The following is a 17,658-nucleotide window of genomic DNA, read 5'->3' on the forward strand; positions in this document are numbered from 1 at the left end:
CCTTCATGGTGCAATCCTTCAACCGCGCGCTGGCCGATTGGGCGCGCAGTGACGGCCTGACCTGGGCCTTCATCTTCAAGGCGCTGCTCACCGCCTTCCTCGCCCTCTGGCTGGCTTATCGCCTGGAACTGCCACAACCGGGCACCGTGCTGGTGACCGTGTTCATCGTCATGCAGCCGCAGAGCGGACACGTCCTGGCCAAGAGTTTCTACCGGATCATCGGCACCCTCCTGGGACTGGCGGTGATGGTTACGCTGATCGCCTTGTTCAATCAGGAGCGGGTGCTGTTCATGCTCTGCCTGGCCATCTGGATCGGCCTGTGCACCGCAGGGGCCGCACGCTATCGCGACTTCCGTGGCTACGCCTGCGTGCTGGCCGGCTACACGGCAGTGATGATCGGCCTGCCAGCCACCACCCACCCGGACGACGCCTTCATGCTCGCCCTCTGGCGCGTGCTGGAGATCAGCCTGGGCATCCTTTGCACCGGCCTCGTCAATGGCCTGATCCTGCCGCAGAGCACCCGCACCGACCTGCGCAACACCCTGCACGGGCGCTTTCGCGACTTCGCCGCCTTTGCCTGCGAAGGGCTGGCTGGTGGGCTGGACAGTACGCGTTTCGATGCCAGCAATGCGCGCTTCGCAGCGGCCGCCGTGAGCCTGGAAAACATGCGCAGCGCCACGGCCTTCGAAGACCCGCACATGCGCATGCGCAGCGGCCGCCTGGCGCGCCTGAACAACGAGTTCATGGTGCTATCCACCCGCTTCCACGGCCTGCACCAGTTGCTGCGGCGCCTGGCCAACGCGCCGGCACCTGATGTAGGAGCGAGCTCTGCTCGCGAAGGCACGGAGCCGGAAGCGTTCGCCAGCAGAGCTGGCTCCTGCGCAGACGCCGTGCTGCAGGTCTTGCAGCCTTGCCTGGCGGAAGTCTCACGGCTGCTGGCGCCGTTGCGCGACCGCCTGAGCAGCGAGGCCGACGCGGCGCAGCTCGCCATCCGCCTGGAGGTCTGCAAGCAGGAACTGATGCAGTTGATCCGCAACGGCCGCGCGCAGCTTGCCATGCAGCAGCCCAGTGAAGCCCAGAGGCTGGACTACGACACCGCTGCTGAGTTGCTCTACCGCTTCGCCGACGACCTGCACAACTACGCCCAGACCCACGCTTCGTTGCTGGACGATCACCACGTCCGCGAGCAGTGGAAAGAAAACTTCCAGCCGCGCGCCAATGCCGTGGCCGCAGCCGTGGCGGGCCTGCGCAGTAGCCTGCTGATCTTGTCGCTCAGCGTGTTCTGGATGGCTACTGCCTGGCCCAGCGGCGGCACCTTCGCCATGACCATCGGCATGGTTTCCGCGCTGGCGTCTTCCTCGTCCAACCCCAGGCGACTGTCGCTGCAACTCACCCTGGGTGCGACCGCCGGCGCTTGCCTGGGCATCATTCTGACCTTCTGCGTGTTGCCCGAAATCGACGGATTCGCGCTGCTCTGCTGCGCCCTGGCGCCGGTGGTCGCCCTCGGTGCTTTCCTGCTGGCGCGGCCGCAGCTGGCTGGCGCCGGCCTGGGTCTGCTGGTGTGGTTCAGCATGACCTCGATGCCGGCCAACCAGACCCTGTTCGACCCCCACCGGGTGCTCAACGAGTACCTTGCCTCAGTGCTCTCCATGGCGTTGGCTACCGCCGCTGCTGCCCTGCTCCTGCCGCCCAACCGGCCCTGGCTCTGGCGCCGCCTGGAGCGCGACCTGCGCATGTGCGTGGTGCGTGCCGTCAGTGGCCGGATGAAGGGGCTGGTGTCCGGTTTTGAAAGCGGCACCCGCGACCTGCTGAACCAGGCTTATCTGTATTCCGCCGGACGCCCGGACGTGCAGCGCCAGCTGCTGCGCTGGATGTTCCTGGTGCAGGAAGTAGGGCATGCGGTGATCGAACTGCGCCTGGAGCAGGCGCGGCTGCCGGCGCTGTCCTGCTATGCCGAATCCATGCCCTGGCGCAACGCCATCCGCGCCATGGGCCGAGCCCTCGCACGCCTGTTCATCCAGCCTTCGGAAACCAATCGCCAGCGCGCCCTGGCAGCGGTGGAAATGGCCATCGACAGCGTGCGCAACACCGCCGAGCCCTGTGCACCGCAGTTCGATACCTCGCCCTTGCGGCGCTTGCAAAGCTACCTGCACTTCATCCGCAGCTCGCTGCTGGACCCGCAGAACCCACTGGCCGGTGATGAAGCACCGGTCCTTCTGCAAGGAGTCGCCCATGCCGCGTGAACTCGCCCTGCACGGCGTCTACATGCCGAGCCTGACCCTGCTGTTCCTGGTCACCTTCCTGTTGGGCTGGGGTCTGGACCGCCTGTTCGCTTGGTGCGGCCTGTATCGCCACGCCTGGCACCCGGCGCTGCTGCGCGTCGGCCTGTTCACCTGCCTGTATGGCGCCCTGGCGCTGACCATCTACCGTTGAGGCCCTCATGTCCCTGAAACGAATCATCAGCGTCGGCGCGACCCTGTTCATCCTCGCCCTGGCGGTCGCGCTGGTGCGCACGCTCTGGTCGCACTACATGGACTCGCCCTGGACCCGCGACGGCCGTGTGCGTGCCGACGTGATCAACATCGCCCCGGATGTGGCGGGTCTGGTGGTGGATGTCAGGGTGCGGGACAACCAGCAGGTGAAAGCCGGTGACCTGCTGCTGCGTATCGACCCTTCCCATTATGAGGTGGCCGTGAAGCAGGCCGAAGCGCTGGTGGCGGCGCGCAGGGCCGCGCTGGACATGCGCAAGGTCAACGCCGACCGCCGCGCCGACATGGACGACTTGGTGGTCTCCCGTGAAAGCCGCGAGGACTCTGGGCACCTGGCCGCCGCCGCCCTGGCCGAGTACCAGGAGGCGGCCTCCGCCCTGGATGCCGCCAAGCTCAATCTGGCACGTACCGAAGTCCGTGCCCCGGTGGCCGGGTACATCACCAACCTCAATGTCTATAAGGGCGACTATGCCGAGCGGGGCGAAGCCAGCATGGCCCTGGTGGCTGACCGCTCCTTCTACGTCAACGGCTACTTCGAGGAAACTCGCCTGCCGCGCATCAAGGTGGGGGATCTCGCCGAACTCAGGCTGATGAGCGGCGAGCGCCTCACCGGGCGCGTGGACAGCATCGCTCGTGGTATCTACGACCGCGACAACCCGGAAAGCCGCGAGCTGATCGCCGATGTGAACCCCACCTTCAACTGGGTGCGCCTGGCCCAGCGGGTACCGGTGCGCATCCACATGGATGAAGTGCCGGAAGGCGTGCTGCTGGCTGCCGGCATGACCTGCACCGTGGTGATTGGCGAAGCGGGCAAGAAGCCGGAAACGTCAGGCTTCCTCAATGGATTGTTGTTTGGCCAGTAAATAGTCCTTGGAGTGTTTGGCGCTGTTTAGAAAGTTACCCAGACAATAAAATTACCCTGCCTCCCACGATGAGGCACTTGCTGCCGTAAATATCACCGAAAGGTGTTGCGCTGTACCTTCGGCCAGTTCGTGGAGAGCTGGTCGAAGTTTCAAACTTCCAAGCACTCGGAAACTATCCAATGAAAACTCTTGCCTTGCTGGCGCTTGCCGGCATGTCTGCCTTCGCCTTGGCCGAAGAACCGGAGGAGACCGCTGTCGCCGGAGAAATCGCTATCGAGCAGTATCACTATGGGATGGAGCTCGATATCGCCAGGGTTATTTCAAAAAGTGAAATCCCCGACGTTTGTGGCGTTGTCCCGGCTTATATGACTTACGAAGACCATCAAGGCAAAGTTCATCGCCTGGAATATGTGGTTTTCGGCCAGGGTTGCAGTAGTGGTTGATTCGCAGGAAGTAATTGTTTGAGCCGAACTATCGGTTTGCTTGGCCAATGAATTCGCCTCCACGGAAGAGCTACTCCCTCAACCCTTCTGTGCCTTCAGGAACAGGCTGAACAGCTCCGACTGCGACTTGATCCCCAGCTTGCTGTAGATGTGCTTGCGGTGGACCTTCACCGTCTCTGCCGAGATATCCAGCTTGCGGGCAATTTCCTTGCTGGAGCAGCCACTCAGCATCAGCCGGCCGACTTCCATCTCGCGCGTGGTGAGGGCTGACTCTACCTTCTGCCCAGCCGCTTCCAACTGCGCCTCCCAGGCCGGTGCCGGTGGCGGTGGGCTGGCCATGAGTTCCTTCTCGAAGGTCAGGCGCTGGCGCATCAATCCGGCAACCCAGGGCTGGATCAGGCCGAGCAGGGCAAGTTGCTCCGGGGAGAAGGGCTGGCGCGAGCCGAGGGACAGGCAGAGGGTCCTGCCGCCGTCCAGGGCCACGTTCAGTTGCACCTCGTCAGCCACCACATTGAGGCGAAAGTAGCGCTGGTAGTAATCGGTCTGTTCGAAGCATTCCGGCGCCACGTCGGCCAGGCGGAACAGCCCGCTGGCGTGTTGCTCGCAGCTGGCGATATAGAAGGGGTCGAGCTGGTAGAGGCCGTGCAGGTAGTCCTGGAACAGCGAGTCGGGCCCGCCATCGGCACCGGGGCATTCGGCGAACACCTGCGGTCGGCCATCGCTGAAGAGCAGGGCGACCCAGCTATCGAAGGGCACATACTGCTCCAGCAAACGCACCAGGGCGAGCCAGAAGCCAGGACGGTCGAGCTGTTCGACCAGCCGGCCGATGGCCTGATGCCAGGCAATGTCCTGCAACGTTGGATTCATATTTCTACCCCCGATGGGTTACCACGCCCGCGTAATTACTCCCGGCCCCGGCGCGTTCCATACTCCGGACATACCAGGGCGGGTGCCGAGCATTGTGACCGTTGCTCGCCCGCTGACAAGAACCAGGAGTACTCATGAAGGTCGAACTCGTCCAACTCGCCGGCCGTGATGGCGACACTGCCTACAACCTCGAACGCACGCTCCAGGCCATCGCTGGCTGTGCACCGGATACCGACCTCGTGGTCTTCCCGGAAACCCAACTGATGGGCTTCCCAACAGAAGAGAGCGTCGCTGCCGTTGCCGAGCCACTGGACGGCCCCAGTGTCCAGGCGGTACAGCGCGCCGCGCGCGAGCGTAATGTCGCGGTGGTCGTCGGCGTAGCCGAGAACGACGCGGGTACCTTCTACAACACCACGCTGCTGATCACCCCGGAGGGCATCGCCCTGCGTTACCGCAAGACCCACCTCTGGGCCTCGGATCGCGGCATTTTCACGCCCGGTGACCGTTACGCCACGGCGCTGTGGAAGGGCATCCGCGTCGGAATCCTGATCTGCTTCGATATCGAGTTCCCCGAGAGTGCCCGCGCTCTCGGCCAGTTGGGTGCCGAACTGATCCTGGTGACCAACGGCAACATGGACCCCTATGGCCCTACCCACCGCACCGCCATCATGGCCCGCGCCATGGAGAACCAGGTCTATGCGGTGATGGTGAACCGTGTGGGCGGGGGCGACGGCGACCTGGTGTTCGCCGGCGGCAGCGCGGTAGTCGACCCCTTCGGCCAAATGCTGTGCGAGGCCGGGCGCGACGAGTGCCGGCAGATCGTCGAACTGGACATGTCCCGCCTCGCGGCCGCCCGTCGCGACTACCGCTACCTGGAAGAGCGGCGGTTCGTGTTGCCGGGTGAGCGCATCGACCACGCCGACGGCCGCCGAGAGCTGCTGATCACCTGATTCCTTTTCGGCCGCCTATCGCCGGGTGGCCGCTTCCTGCCGACATCGGCTCTGCCACAACAATCAACAATTCGGAGTAGCGGTAATGGCTCATCTTCAGCGCACCCTGTCGCTGGGGTCAGTGGTGCTGTTCGGCATCGCCTACATGACCCCGATCATCGTCCTGGGCACCTTCGGCATCCTCGCCGACACCACCGGCGGCCGGGTACCGGCCGCCTATGTCGCAGCCTCCGTGGCCATGCTCTTCACTGCTCTGAGCTATGCGCGAATGGCCGCCGCCTTCCCCGTGGCGGGTTCGGCCTACAGCTACGTGCGCAAAGCGATCAACCCCAAGCTGGGCTTCCTCGCCGGCTGGGCGGTGCTGCTGGACTACCTCTTCCTGCCCATGGCCATCTGGTTGATCGGCGCGGCCTACTTGCACTCGGCCTTTCCCGCCGTGCCCCACGCGGTTTGGGTGCTGGCCTTCATCGGTGTGACCACTGCCATCAACGTGGTCGGCCTGCGCCTGGCGAAGAACATCAACGGCGCGCTGATGTTGGTGCAGTTCCTGGTATTGGTCGCTTTCGTCGTGCTCTGCGTGCACTACGTGCTTGGCGATGCGAGCAAGCCGTTGTGGTCGCTGGAACCCTTCCTCAAGGAGGGCATGCAATTGCCGCTGATCATGAGTGGTGCGGCTATCGCCTGCTATTCCTTCCTCGGCTTCGACGCGGTCAGCACCCTGACGGAAGAAACGCGCGACCCGCGCCGTACTATTCCCCGCGCCATCCTGCTGATCACGCTGATCGGCGGCCTGATCTTCATCGTCACTTCCTACTTCGTGCAACTGGCCCATCCATCCAGCGAGTTCCAGAGCGCCGACTCGGCCGCCTATGAGATCGCCCGCAACATTGGTGGCGACGTATTCGTGTCGATCTTCCTCATCGGCCTGGTTGTCGGCCAATTCACTTCAGGTCTTTCCGCGCAGGCCAGCGCCTCGCGCCTGCTGTTCGCCATGGGGCGCGATGGCGTGCTGCCGCAGTCCCTGTTCGGCCGCCTGAGCGAGCGTTTTGGCACCCCGCTGGGCAGCATCGTGCTGTGCGGAGCCGTGGCCCTGCTGGCGCTGCAAATGGACGTGACCACTTCGACTTCGTTCATCAACTTCGGCGCCTTCCTGGCCTTCACCCTGGTGAATCTGTCGGTGATCTTCCATTACTGGTTGAACGGCGAGCGCCGTGGCCCGCGCGCGCTGGTGCAGTTCCTGATATTTCCGCTGATCGGGATGCTCGCGACGCTCTGGCTGATGGTCAGTCTCGACCATTTGGCGATCATCCTCGGCCTGTCCTGGCTGGCGCTGGGGTTGATCTACCTCGGCTGGCTCACCGGCGGTTTCCGCCGTCAGCCGCCGGAGCTGAGCTTCGGGGAGGCATGATTTACCGGGGGGCGGGCCCGACGGTTTCGCCCCTTCATCTTGCGGGAGCTGTGGTGGTCCGGCTATTTTCGTTAAAATGTTCACGATACGTCCCGGACCACAGCCACCATGCCCGAAACCAGACCCTCCCTGACCCTCACTCTGCTGCAGGCCCGTGAAGCGGCCATGAGTTTCTTCCGCCCCCTGCTCAACCAGCACGACCTGACCGAACAGCAATGGCGGGTGATTCGCCTACTGCGGCAGCACGGCGAACTGGAAAGCTACCAACTGGCTGATCTGGCCTGCATCCTCAAGCCGAGCATGACCGGCGTGCTGGCGCGTCTGGAGCGCGATGGCATGCTGGTGCGCCGCAAGGCTCCGCAGGACCAGCGCCGCGTGTTGGTGAACCTCACCGAGAAGGGCCAGCAGTGCTTCGTGTCCATGAGCTCGGGGATGGAGGCCAATTACCAGAAGATCCAGGATCAGTTCGGCGAGGCGAAGCTCAAGCAGCTCTTCGAATTGCTCAACGAGCTGAAGCAGATCAAACCCTGACGGGGGGACCTTGTGGGGGCGAATTCATTCGTCAAGCAGGCCGAAGACCTGCCTGACGGATTTCATGGGGGCAACTGCGTTGCCCTTGGCGAATGAATTCGCCCCCACAGCAAGTCGCTATGAAAAATGCAATCGGGAGTCCGTAACGTCCATTTTTGGGGTTGGCACCCCGTCCCATAATCGCCCTGCACCCACTTGGGTTACCGCCTGCGGCAGCGGCCTGATCCGGCCATCAGGACCGCTTCGGCCCAACGGCGCCACCTCTAACAATAAGCAGGGCCCGACATGAAAAAGCCAAACCCCCTTCTCGACGACCTGAAGGCCATCCTGCCTGCCATTGCTGCCAACGCCGCGAAGGCCGAACAGCTGCGCCAGGTTCCCGACGAGAACATCGCCATGCTCAAGGGCATCGGCCTGCACCGCGCGCTGCAGCCGAAGAAGTACGGCGGCATGGAAATCTCCCTGCCGGAGTTCGCCGATTGCGTGGTTGCCCTGGCCGGCGCCTGCGCCAGCACCGCCTGGGCCTTCAGCCTGCTGTGCACCCACAGCCACCAACTGGCGATGTTCTCTGCACGCCTGCAGGAGGAAGTCTGGGGCGAGGATTCCAACGCCACTGCCAGCAGCTCCATTGCACCGTTCGGCAAGGTCGAAGAAGTCGAGGGCGGGGTTCTGTTCAACGGCGAAATGGGCTGGAGCAGCGGTAGCGACCATGCCGAATGGGCCATTGTCGGCTGCCGTCGCAAAAATGCCGAAGGCGAGCCGGTCTACTGCTTCGCCGTGCTGCCGCGCAGCGACTACGAGATTCGTGATGACTGGTATGCCGCCGGGATGAAGGGCAGCGGCACCAAGACGCTGGTCATCAAGGACGCCTTTGTCCCGAACTACCGCATCCAGGCCGCCAAGGACATGATGGAGGGCCGCTCCGACGGCTTCGGCCTCTATCCGGACAGCAAAATCTTCTACGCGCCCTACCGTCCGTACTTCGCCAGCGGCTTCGCGGCGATCAGCCTGGGCATCGCCGAGCGCATGCTGGAGGCCTACAAGGAAAAGACCCGGAACCGCGTGCGTGCCTACACCGGCGCCAGCGTCGGCACCGCCACCCCGGCGCTGATGCGCCTGGCCGAGTCTACCCACCAGGTCGCCGCCGCCCGCGCCTTCCTCGAGAAGACCTGGCAGGAACACGCCGAACACGGCGAGCGCCACCAGTACCCGAGCCGCGAGACTCTGGCCTTCTGGCGCACCAACCAGGCCTACGCGGTGAAGATGTGCATCCAGTCGGTGGACCGCCTGTTCGATGCGGCTGGCGGCACCAGTTGGTTCGAGAGCAACGAGATGCAGCGGCTGTTCCGCGACGCCCACATGACCGGTGCCCATGCTTACACCGACTACGACGTTTGTGCGCAGATCCTTGGCCGCGAGCTGATGGGGCTGGAGCCGGACCCCTCCATGGTGTGAGCCGTCGCGCCGCCACTCCCACCTGCGTGCTACTTGTTCGAACCATCGCGCGGCCGTCCCATGCGGCGGCCGCCAGGAGCTGCGTCATGTCGTCCCAAGAAAATGCTTTCGACTCCCGTGCCTTCCGCCGCGCCCTGGGCAACTTCGCCACCGGGGTCACCATCGTCACCGCCACCTCACCGGATGGCACGCGCGCCGGCGTCACCGCCAACAGTTTCAACTCGGTTTCACTCGACCCACCGCTGATCCTCTGGAGCATCGACAAGCGCTCCAGTAGCTTGGCGGTGTTCGAGCAGGCCAGCCATTTCGCGGTGAACATCCTCGCCGCCGACCAGATCGAGCTGTCCAACCAGTTCGCCCGCCCGCGTGATGACAAGTTCGTGGGCGTGGCGTTCGACAGCGGTATTGGTGGTGCGCCTCTGTTTCCGGATTGCGCCGCACGTTTCCAGTGCGAGTTGCACCAGCAGGTCGAGGGTGGCGACCACGTCATCCTGATCGGCAAGGTACTGGCCTTCGACGATTTCGGCCGCTCGCCGCTGCTCTATCACCAGGGCGCCTATTCCATGGTCCTACCCCACACCCGTATGACCCAGAAGGCCGAAGGCCAGCCAGCGTCCAGCGCCTTTCAGGGACGCCTGTCGCACAACCTCTACTACCTGATGACCCAGGCGGTGCGTGGCTACCAGGCCAACTACCAGCCGAAGCAGCTGGCCACCGGCCTGCGTACCAGCGAGGCGCGCATGCTGATGGTGCTGGAGAATGACGCCGGCCTCAGTCTTTGCGACTTGCAGCGTGAAGTGGCGATGCCCATGCGCGAGATCGAAGAAGCCGTGGCCATCCTCAAACGCAAGGGCATGGTGGCCGATGCCGAGGAGCGCTATGTGCTGACGCCGCTGGGTGTGGACCAGGCCGAGGAGCTCTGGCGCATCGCCCGTGAGCAACAGGAGAAGGTGTTTGCGCAGTTCAGCGCGGAGCAGGTGGAGACCTTCAAGCAGATGCTCAAGGCGGTGATTGCGCTGGGTTGAAGCCCTGCCTGGCAATGAAAATGGCGCCCTGAGTGGGCGCCATTTTCTTGGTATGGGGTCCGGCGGATCCCGTTCCGCAAGGCATGTTCAGCGCGCAGCCGTAGGATGGGTGGAGCTTGCGATACCCATCAAACCAGGGTGTCTGCCGTTGTTGGCGCTGACAGCATGGGCATCCTACAGGGCTGCTGCTGGCAATTCGGCGGGACTAAAAAGCCGGCTCAATCCGCCGGCTTGCCGTTTCTACCCGGGCGATTCAATACACCCCACCACCACTCACCGGAGCCTGCGCCCCTTTGAACGCCGCCGCCAGGCTCTGCAGCCCACGCATCAGCACCGTGGTATCCACGCCGACGGCGACGAAGGCGGCGCCCAGCTCGATGTAATGGCGGGCCAATGTCTGGTCGGCGGAGAGAATGCCAGCGGCCTTGCCTGCGTTGCGGATGCGGGCGATGGCGTCCTCGATGGCGGCCTGGACGTCCGGGTGGCCAGGGTTGCCGCGATGGCCCATGGCGGCGGAGAGGTCGGCCGGGCCGATGAATACGCCGTCGACGCCGTCCACGGCGGCGATTACGTCCAGGTTGGCCAGGCCTTGGAGGTTCTCGATCTGCACCAGCAGGCACATCTGTTCGTCAGCGTTATCCAGGTAGTCGGGGATGCTGTTCCAGCGCGAGGCACGGGCCAGGGCACTGCCGACGCCCCGGACGCCAAACGGCGGATAGCGCATGGCGCGCACCAGTTCGGCGGCCTGCTCGGCGGACTCCACCATGGGCACCAACAGGGTCTGGGCGCCTATGTCCAGCAGCTGCTTGATCAGCACAGCATCACCAACCGGCGGGCGGATGATCGGCTGCGAAGGGTAGGGCGCAATGGCCTGGAGCTGGGCCAGCAGGCTGCGCAGGTCGTTGGGCGCGTGCTCACCGTCCAGCAGCAGCCAGTCGAAACCAGCGTTGGCCGCCAGTTCCGCACAGTAGGCATCGGCCAGGCCGAGCCAGAGACCGATCTGCGGCTGGCCGGATTGCAGGCGCTGTTTGAAGGTGTTGATCGGCAGGTCCATGGGGCCTCCTTGGAAGGCATGACTGTAGGAGCCAGCTCTGCTGGCGAAAAGCTTCGCGAGCAAGCTCGCTCCTACAGGAGAGGCTCAGACGAAACGGCAGGCAATGGAGCCCAGTTGGTCGTAGTCGACGTGGAAGGTGTCACCGGGGTTGGCGGCCACCGGGCGGGTGAAGGAGCCGCCGAGGATGACCTGGCCGGCTTCCAGGGTGACGTCGTAGGGCGCCAGCTTGTTGGCCAGCCAGGCCACGCCCTTGGCCGGGTGGTTGAGCACCGCGGCGGAGACCCCGGATTCCTCGATCACGCCATTGCGGTAGAGGATCGCCGGGACGCGGCGCAGGTCGATCTCGTTGGGGCGCACGGCGCGGCCGCCCATCACCACGCCGGCATTGGCGGCGTTGTCGGAGATGGTGTCGAAGACCTTGCGGGTGATCTTGGTATCAGGGTCCACCTGGTGGATGCGCGCGTCGATGATCTCCAGCGCCGGAATCACCCATTCGGTGGCGTCCAGCACGTCGAAGACAGTGCAGTTCGGGCCGCGCAGGGGCTTGCCGAGGATGAAGGCCAGTTCCACTTCCACGCGTGGAACGATGAAACGCTCGAAGGGGATGTCGCTACCTTCCTCGAACAGCATGTCGTCCAGGAGGGCGCCGTAGTCCGGCTCGGTGATGTTGGACGACACCTGCATGGCGCGGGAGGTCAGGCCGATCTTGTGACCCACCAGCTTGCGACCGTCCTTGATCTTCTGCGCTACCCAGGCGCGCTGGATGGCATAGGCGTCGTCGATGCTGATAGACGGGTAGTCCAGGGAGAACTGGCGCACCTGCTCGCGGGAACGCTCCGCGGCGTCGAGGCGGGCGGCGGCTTGCTGGATGATGCTGGCGTCGAGCATGGAAACCTCAGGAACTCTTGTTGAACAGGGGATGCAGGCTGCTGTGCTTGGCATCAAAGACCTGGCCGGGGCTTTCGTCGATCTGCAGGGTGATGCCGATGGGGCGGCGTTCCAGCCGCTCATCGAGGTGTCCGCGCAGCACCGCCAGCAGGGCGTCGCCGACCTGCTTGTGCACGGCCGGACTGCGTCCGGCGCCCATGCGCAGGTTGGCGTAGAGGAAACCGTAGTCACCCTGGCTGTCGGCCACGGCGGCGTGTGCCGCGGGGTAGGCCAGCACGCGAGTGCCGCCGGTGGGGAACACCTGGCGGCCGATTTCGTCGCGCTGTTCAAGCATGCGGTCGGCCAGCGCGCGGCACAGGCCGCTGATGTCCGCTTCGCGCTCCAGGTCGGGTGTGTAGAGTAGGACCAGATGGGGCATGGCGATGCTCCTTACAGGCGGCTGGTGGAGACGACGCCGGCCGGGTTGGAGGCCTGGGCAGCGGGGATGGCGGAGCCGTCCTGCGGAGTGACCGGGAAGACGGCATTGATCTGGCCGGTGCCGGACGAGCCGAAGTAGGGGGTGACCACCTCCGCCTTGCCGTCGTACTTCGACCAGCCCAGCGCACCCAGCAGCATGGCGGTGTCGTGCATGAAGCCTTCGCCGTGGCCCTTGACCGCGTACTCCGGGAGCATGCCGCAGAAGGCTTCCCACTCGCCGTCTTCCCACATCTGCACGACACGGTGGTCGAGGGTTTCCAGGAAGGGGCTCCAGACCTTGGTGGCGAAGTCCGGAGCTTGCCCGTTCTGGGCGAAGCGATGGGACAGCGAGCCGCTGGCGAGGAAGGCGACGGTGCCGTCATAGTGCTCTTCCACCGCCTTGCGCATGGCCCAGCCGAGGCGGGCGCTGTCGTTCAGGTAATGGGAGGTGCACAGCGCCGAAACCGAAACCACCTTGAAGTGGCGGTCGGTGTTCATGTAGCGCATGGGCACCAGGGTGCCGTATTCCGGGCCGAGGGTGGTGGCGTCGTGGGCCATGGTTTCCACGCCCAAGCGGTTGCACTCATCGGCCAGCAGGCGGCCCAGTTCGGGGTTACCCGGGAAGCCGTATTCCATGTTGGCGATGAAGTGCGGCAGCTCGTTGCTGGTGTACAGGCCTTCGAAGTTCGGCGCGCAGTTGATGTGGTAGTTGGCGTTGACCAGCCAATGGGTGTCGAACACGACGATGGTATCGACGTTCAGCTCGCGGCAGCGGCGGCTGATCTCGATGTGCCCGTCGATGGCTGCCTGGCGAAAGCCCTGGCGCGGGCCCGGCAGTTCGGACAGGTACATGGAGGGGACGTGGGTGATCTTGGCAGCCAGAGCAAGTTTGCCCATGACGGTAACTCCTGGTCTTGTTGTCGGTCGGTTGCACGCCGGCACGGGGAGGGGAGCGGTACTCCCCTCTTTATGGAGTAGCAGTTATCTCACAGGCCCCAACGCGGGATGTGGTGACTACCCATGGAAAGACACACGTTCTTGATCTCGGCGAAGACCTCGAAGCTGTACTGGCCGCCTTCGCGGCCGGTGCCCGAGCCCTTCACGCCGCCGAACGGCTGGCGCAGGTCGCGCACGTTCTGGCTGTTGATGAACACCATGCCGGCCTCGATGCCACGGGCGAGTCGGTGCGCCTTGCCGATGTCCTGGGTCCAGATGTACGAGGCCAGGCCGTATTCGGTGTCGTTGGCCAGGCGCAGCGCTTCGGCTTCGTCCTTGAATTTCATCAGGCAGACCACCGGGCCGAAGATCTCCTCCTGGGCGATACGCATGCGGTTATCCACATCGGCGAACACCGTGGGCTGGATGAACTGTCCTTTGGACAGGTGCGTCGGGAGATTCGCCGGGCGCTCCAGGCCACCAGCGAGCAAGGTGGCGCCCTCTTCGATGCCGATGCGGATGTAGCCGGTGACTTTGTCGTAGTGGGCCTGAGTGATCATCGAGCCAACCTGGGTCTTCGGGTCCTGCGGGTCGCCGACGATCAGGCGCTTGGCACGGGCGGCGAACTCGGCGACGAACTGGTCGTAGACGCCTTCCTGGATGAAGATCCGCGAGCCCGCGGTGCAGCGCTCGCCGTTCAACGAGAAGATGGTGAACAGCGCGGCATCCAGGGCGCGGTCGAGGTCGGCGTCATCGAAGATCAGCACCGGGCTCTTGCCGCCCAGCTCCATGGAGTACTTCTTCAGGCCGGCGGTCTGCATGATCTTGCGCCCGGTGGCGGTGCCGCCGGTGAAGGAAATGGCACGCACATCCGGGTGACGGACCAGGGCGTCGCCAGCCGTGGCACCGTAGCCCTGCACCACGTTGAGCACGCCTTTGGGGATGCCGGCTTCCAGCGCCAGGCGCCCCAGTTCGTTGGCGGTCAGCGGCGACAGCTCGCTCATCTTCAGCACCGCGGTATTGCCCAGCGCGAGGCAGGGCGCGGTCTTCCAGGTGGCGGTCATGAACGGCACGTTCCACGGGGAGACCAGGCCACACACACCCACCGGCTGGTAGAGGGTGTAGTTGAGCATCTGGTCGTCCACCGGGTAGCTGTGCCCGTCCATGCGGGTGCAGACCTCGGCGAAGAACTCGAAGTTGTGCGAAGCGCGGGGGATCAGCACATTCTTCGTCTGATGGATCGGCAGGCCGGTGTCCAGGGTTTCCAGCTCGGCCAGGTGCGGAACGTTCTCGTCGATCAGTTCACCCAGCTTGCGCATAAGCTTCGCGCGCTCTTTCGCCGGGGTGTCGGCCCACTTGGGGAAAGCTTCCTTGGCGGCGGCCACGGCGGCGGCGATTTCTTCGGCACCGCCGCTGGCGACTTCGCCGATGGCATCGCCGGTGGCCGGGTTGTAATTGACGAAGACCTCTTTGCTCTCGACTTCCTGGCCGTTGATCCAGTGTTTGATCATGTTGCTCATGCCTCTTGTTGCTTGCTGGCGAAGAAGGCCTCTTCGCTAACGATGCGGTTGACCAGGCGGCCCACGCCTTCCACTTCCACCACCACTTCATCGCCGGGCACCACGTCCGCCAGGCCCTCCGGCGTGCCGGTGGCGATCATGTCGCCCGGCTGCAAGGTCATGAAGCTGGAGAAGTATTCGATCAGGTAAGGGATGTCGAAGATCATGTCCGCGGTGGTGCCTTCCTGCTTCAGCTCGCCGTTGACCCAGGTGCACAACCTCAGCTTCGAGGGGGCGGGCACGTCCGCCGCGTCGACCATCCAGGGGCCGACCGGGGTGGTGGCGTCGCGGTTCTTCACTCGCAAGTTGGGCCGGTAGTAGTTCTCCAGATAATCGCGGATGGCGTAGTCGTTGCAGACGGTGTAGCCAGCCAGGTAGGCGAGGGCGTCCTCGCGCTTGACGTTGCGCGCCGGCTTGCCGATGACTGCCACCAACTCGCACTCGTAGTGCATGTAGGCGACGTTGTCCGGGCGCCAGGTGACCTGGTTGTGGCCGGTGTAGGTGCCCGGTGACTTGATGAAGGCCAGCGGCTCGGTGGGCGCCTTGAAGGACAGTTCGGCGGCGTGGTCGGCGTAGTTCAGGCCCAAGGCGAACATGCTGCCGGTGGCCGGTGGCAGCCACTCGACCTGCTCTTCGGCAAGCAGGCGGCCATCGGCGAGGCGGACGGCGTTGCCTTCTTCCACTGTGACGCTGTGGATAACGCCCTGATGGCGAATGCGTGCGTGTTTCATCTCGGGCTCCTTATTCGGCGACCACGGTGTTGGCGAGGCGGCCGAGGCCGCTGATTTCCACTTCCACGACATCGCCCGGCTGCACGTCGACGCGGCCTTCCGGGGTACCGGTGATCAGCACGTCACCCTCGTGCAGGGTCATGAATTCGCTGATCTCTTCGATCAGTTGGGGAATGCCGCGCACCAGGTTGGCGGTGCTGTTTTCCTGACGCAGTTCGCCGTTGACGAAGAGCTTGAGGGTCAGGGCGTGCGGGTCCTGCACATCAGCGGCGGGGACGAATTCTGGACCGATGGGGCAGAAGCCGTCGCGGCACTTGGCCTTCACTGCCGGGCGGTAATAGCTAACTTCCGGCAGGCTGAACTCGTTGACGATCACGTAGCCGGCCACGTGGGCTACGGCATCTTCGGCGCGCACGCGGCTGGCGCTCTTGCCGATCACCACACCCAGGGCCGGGCCGGGTTGCAGGCGCTCGACGCCCTTCGGATACACCACCGGCTGGCCGTGGCCGTTGCGGGTATTCGGGGTCTTGATGAACAGCACTGGCTTGACCGGCGGCTTTTGGTAGGGGGGCTGCTGGAATTCGTCCAGACGGCTCTCCAGCAGGCCCTGGTAGTTCAGCGCGACGCCGAACAGAGTGCCGGTGGCGACGTGGTCGAGTGCAGGGCGCATGGTGGTCTCCTGTGGATAAAAAGCGGGTGGGCCTGACAGGCGCGCCACCCGTATCGAGGTTTCGTTAATGTGTTAACGTTATATTTAACATGTTAATGATCGTCAAGCCTTGCGTCTTCGCCTTTCGTCATCGAAGGTGTGCAAAGGCAGCGGAGAAAGGTCGCCATGTCAGAGCGCCAGCCCATCCCCAACATCAACATTGGCCAGGTCTACGACCAGCGTTACGCCGATGCCGAGGTGCATTACGAGGCCCTGGGCAAGCTGGCGGACTTCTTCGGCCGCAACATGCCGGTGCATCGCCACGACCGGTTTTTCCAGGTGCACTACGTGAAGAGCGGCGCGGTGCGGGTCTACCTGGATGAGCAGCAATACCGCCAGGAAGGACCGCTGTTCTTCCTCACACCGCCGACCATCCCGCATGCCTTCGTCACCGAGCAGGACGCCGACGGCCACGTACTCACGGTTCGTCAGCAACTGGTCTGGCCGCTGCTGGAGGCCGAGCAGGGCCTGGCCGACGGTCCGCAGATTGCGCCGGTGTGCGTCGCTTTTTCGGCACTGGGGGAGGAATACCGCGAGGAAGTGCAACGCCTGGATTTGCTCTTCGACCAGTTGCGCAGTGAGTTCGGTGCCCAGCGTCCGGGGCGTGAGGCGAGCCTGTCGGCGCTGACGCGGCTGATCTTCATCAGCCTGCTGCGTCTGTCGGCCCGCTCGCTCAAGGCGCAACCGGCGCGTCACGAAGACCTGCAGGTGTTCCACCGCTTCAACGGGCTGATCGAGGCGCACTACCGCGAGCACTGGTCCCTTGGGTTGTACGCCGATCAGATGGGGGTGACCGAGGCGCGCCTGAACGACATTTGCCGACGCATCGCCGACCTGCCATCCAAGCGCCTGATCCACGACCGGGTGATGCAGGAGGCCAAGCGCCTGCTGCTGTTCACCGGCAACTCGGCCAACGAGATCTGCTACCTGCTGGGCTTCAAGGATCCGGCCTACTTCAGCCGCTTCTTCGCCCGCAACGCCGGCATGACTCCGGGCGAGTACCGCCAGCGCCGGGCCGGGGACAAGGAAGAGGCCTGGCGCTGATCCGTTCTTGGCCCGGACGTTGGGCCTCGTTCCTCGGCGCCAACTTACGGCACGACTGCGTCCCGCCTGGCGAATCAATTGGCTATGTCTGCGTTAAGTGTTGCTAGAACGTCCTGAGCCAGGCTGCTTGCCGAGTTCTGCGGATGCTTCTGGTTTCTTCCCCCCGGACGAGTCCCTTTCTCAAGCACCGAAAGGAACCAAAGGGCTTGCCCCTGCATCCGGGTTTGGCTCCGCCAAACTACCCTCCCTC

18 protein-coding genes are annotated in these 17,658 nt (G+C 64.3%); 10 read left to right on the plus strand and 8 right to left on the minus strand.

Features of this window, described 5'->3' with window-relative positions; all coding sequences use genetic code 11:
- The first annotated feature begins 5 nt into the window (after positions 1-5).
- The 4 genes from E8F20_RS08610 (at position 6) to E8F20_RS08625 (ending at position 3,795) form a co-directional block, all read left to right on the plus strand.
- Positions 6-2,243, plus strand: a complete 2,238-nt coding sequence (locus E8F20_RS08610) for an FUSC family protein (RefSeq protein ID WP_280283382.1) — start codon at positions 6-8, stop codon at positions 2,241-2,243.
- Positions 2,233-2,433 (plus strand): DUF1656 domain-containing protein, encoded by a 201-nt coding sequence (locus E8F20_RS08615; protein ID WP_280283383.1) that lies wholly within the window; start codon positions 2,233-2,235, stop codon positions 2,431-2,433. Before E8F20_RS08610 ends, E8F20_RS08615 begins: the two co-directional genes overlap by 11 nt.
- Positions 2,434-2,440: 7 nt before the next feature.
- The gene (locus tag E8F20_RS08620) at positions 2,441-3,352 is read left to right on the plus strand and encodes an HlyD family secretion protein (protein WP_280283384.1); all 912 of its coding nucleotides are present in this window, start codon (positions 2,441-2,443) and stop codon (positions 3,350-3,352) included.
- Positions 3,353-3,531: 179 nt separating this feature from the next.
- Positions 3,532-3,795 carry a DUF2790 domain-containing protein gene (locus E8F20_RS08625; protein WP_280283385.1) on the plus strand — a complete coding sequence of 88 codons (264 nt, stop codon included), beginning with the start codon at positions 3,532-3,534 and terminating at the stop codon, positions 3,793-3,795.
- A 78-nt stretch (positions 3,796-3,873) separates the two neighbouring features.
- Here the strand turns inward: E8F20_RS08625 and E8F20_RS08630 are convergent, their stop codons facing one another.
- The gene (locus E8F20_RS08630; RefSeq protein ID WP_280283386.1) at positions 3,874-4,662 is read right to left on the minus strand and encodes a LuxR C-terminal-related transcriptional regulator; all 789 of its coding nucleotides are present in this window, start codon (positions 4,660-4,662) and stop codon (positions 3,874-3,876) included.
- A gap of 134 nt (positions 4,663-4,796) precedes the next feature.
- Here E8F20_RS08630 and E8F20_RS08635 point away from each other — a divergent pair, with 134 nt between their 5' ends.
- The 5 genes from E8F20_RS08635 to E8F20_RS08655 all read left to right on the plus strand — a co-directional run bounded on the left by E8F20_RS08635 (position 4,797) and on the right by E8F20_RS08655 (position 10,031).
- Complete coding sequence (locus E8F20_RS08635) at positions 4,797-5,612, plus strand: carbon-nitrogen hydrolase family protein (protein WP_280283387.1); 816 nt, start codon at positions 4,797-4,799, stop codon at positions 5,610-5,612.
- 85 nt (positions 5,613-5,697) lie between these two features.
- A complete protein-coding gene (locus tag E8F20_RS08640) occupies positions 5,698-7,020 on the plus strand; it encodes an APC family permease (protein WP_280283388.1) in 1,323 nt (440 codons plus the stop codon).
- Between the two features lie 108 nt (positions 7,021-7,128).
- The gene (gene hpaR, locus E8F20_RS08645; protein WP_028630992.1) at positions 7,129-7,551 is read left to right on the plus strand and encodes a homoprotocatechuate degradation operon regulator HpaR; all 423 of its coding nucleotides are present in this window, start codon (positions 7,129-7,131) and stop codon (positions 7,549-7,551) included.
- Between the two features lie 285 nt (positions 7,552-7,836).
- On the plus strand, positions 7,837-9,006 hold the full coding sequence (locus tag E8F20_RS08650) for a p-hydroxyphenylacetate 3-hydroxylase oxygenase component (protein ID WP_280283389.1): 1,170 nt from the start codon (positions 7,837-7,839) through the stop codon (positions 9,004-9,006).
- Between the two features lie 86 nt (positions 9,007-9,092).
- Positions 9,093-10,031, plus strand: a complete 939-nt coding sequence (locus E8F20_RS08655; RefSeq protein ID WP_280283390.1) for a p-hydroxyphenylacetate 3-hydroxylase reductase component — start codon at positions 9,093-9,095, stop codon at positions 10,029-10,031.
- A gap of 253 nt (positions 10,032-10,284) precedes the next feature.
- Here E8F20_RS08655 and hpaI read toward each other — a convergent pair whose 3' ends face one another.
- From hpaI to E8F20_RS08690, 7 genes are all read right to left on the minus strand, one after another.
- Positions 10,285-11,085 carry a 4-hydroxy-2-oxoheptanedioate aldolase gene (hpaI, locus tag E8F20_RS08660; protein WP_280283391.1) on the minus strand — a complete coding sequence of 267 codons (801 nt, stop codon included), beginning with the start codon at positions 11,083-11,085 and terminating at the stop codon, positions 10,285-10,287.
- A gap of 84 nt (positions 11,086-11,169) precedes the next feature.
- Positions 11,170-11,973: a 2-oxo-hept-4-ene-1,7-dioate hydratase gene (gene hpaH / locus E8F20_RS08665; RefSeq protein ID WP_280283392.1), complete on the minus strand. Its 804-nt coding sequence runs from the start codon at positions 11,971-11,973 to the stop codon at positions 11,170-11,172.
- Between the two features lie 7 nt (positions 11,974-11,980).
- Positions 11,981-12,391, minus strand: coding sequence for a 5-carboxymethyl-2-hydroxymuconate isomerase (locus E8F20_RS08670; RefSeq protein ID WP_280283393.1), 411 nt, complete (start codon positions 12,389-12,391; stop codon positions 11,981-11,983).
- An 11-nt stretch (positions 12,392-12,402) separates the two neighbouring features.
- Complete coding sequence (gene hpaD, locus E8F20_RS08675) at positions 12,403-13,326, minus strand: 3,4-dihydroxyphenylacetate 2,3-dioxygenase (protein WP_280283394.1); 924 nt, start codon at positions 13,324-13,326, stop codon at positions 12,403-12,405.
- Positions 13,327-13,415: 89 nt separating this feature from the next.
- Positions 13,416-14,876, minus strand: coding sequence for a 5-carboxymethyl-2-hydroxymuconate semialdehyde dehydrogenase (hpaE, locus tag E8F20_RS08680; RefSeq protein ID WP_280283398.1), 1,461 nt, complete (start codon positions 14,874-14,876; stop codon positions 13,416-13,418).
- Positions 14,877-14,881: 5 nt separating this feature from the next.
- A complete protein-coding gene (locus tag E8F20_RS08685; RefSeq protein ID WP_280283395.1) occupies positions 14,882-15,655 on the minus strand; it encodes a fumarylacetoacetate hydrolase family protein in 774 nt (257 codons plus the stop codon).
- A gap of 10 nt (positions 15,656-15,665) precedes the next feature.
- Positions 15,666-16,325, minus strand: a complete 660-nt coding sequence (locus E8F20_RS08690; RefSeq protein WP_280283396.1) for a fumarylacetoacetate hydrolase family protein — start codon at positions 16,323-16,325, stop codon at positions 15,666-15,668.
- A gap of 165 nt (positions 16,326-16,490) precedes the next feature.
- Here E8F20_RS08690 and hpaA point away from each other — a divergent pair, with 165 nt between their 5' ends.
- A complete protein-coding gene (hpaA, locus tag E8F20_RS08695) occupies positions 16,491-17,408 on the plus strand; it encodes a 4-hydroxyphenylacetate catabolism regulatory protein HpaA (RefSeq protein WP_280283397.1) in 918 nt (305 codons plus the stop codon).
- The last annotated feature ends 250 nt before the right edge of the window (positions 17,409-17,658 follow it).

The organism is Pseudomonas sp. BN415 (assembly GCF_029871195.1).
GTDB classification, from domain to species: Bacteria; Pseudomonadota; Gammaproteobacteria; order Pseudomonadales; family Pseudomonadaceae; genus Metapseudomonas; species Metapseudomonas resinovorans.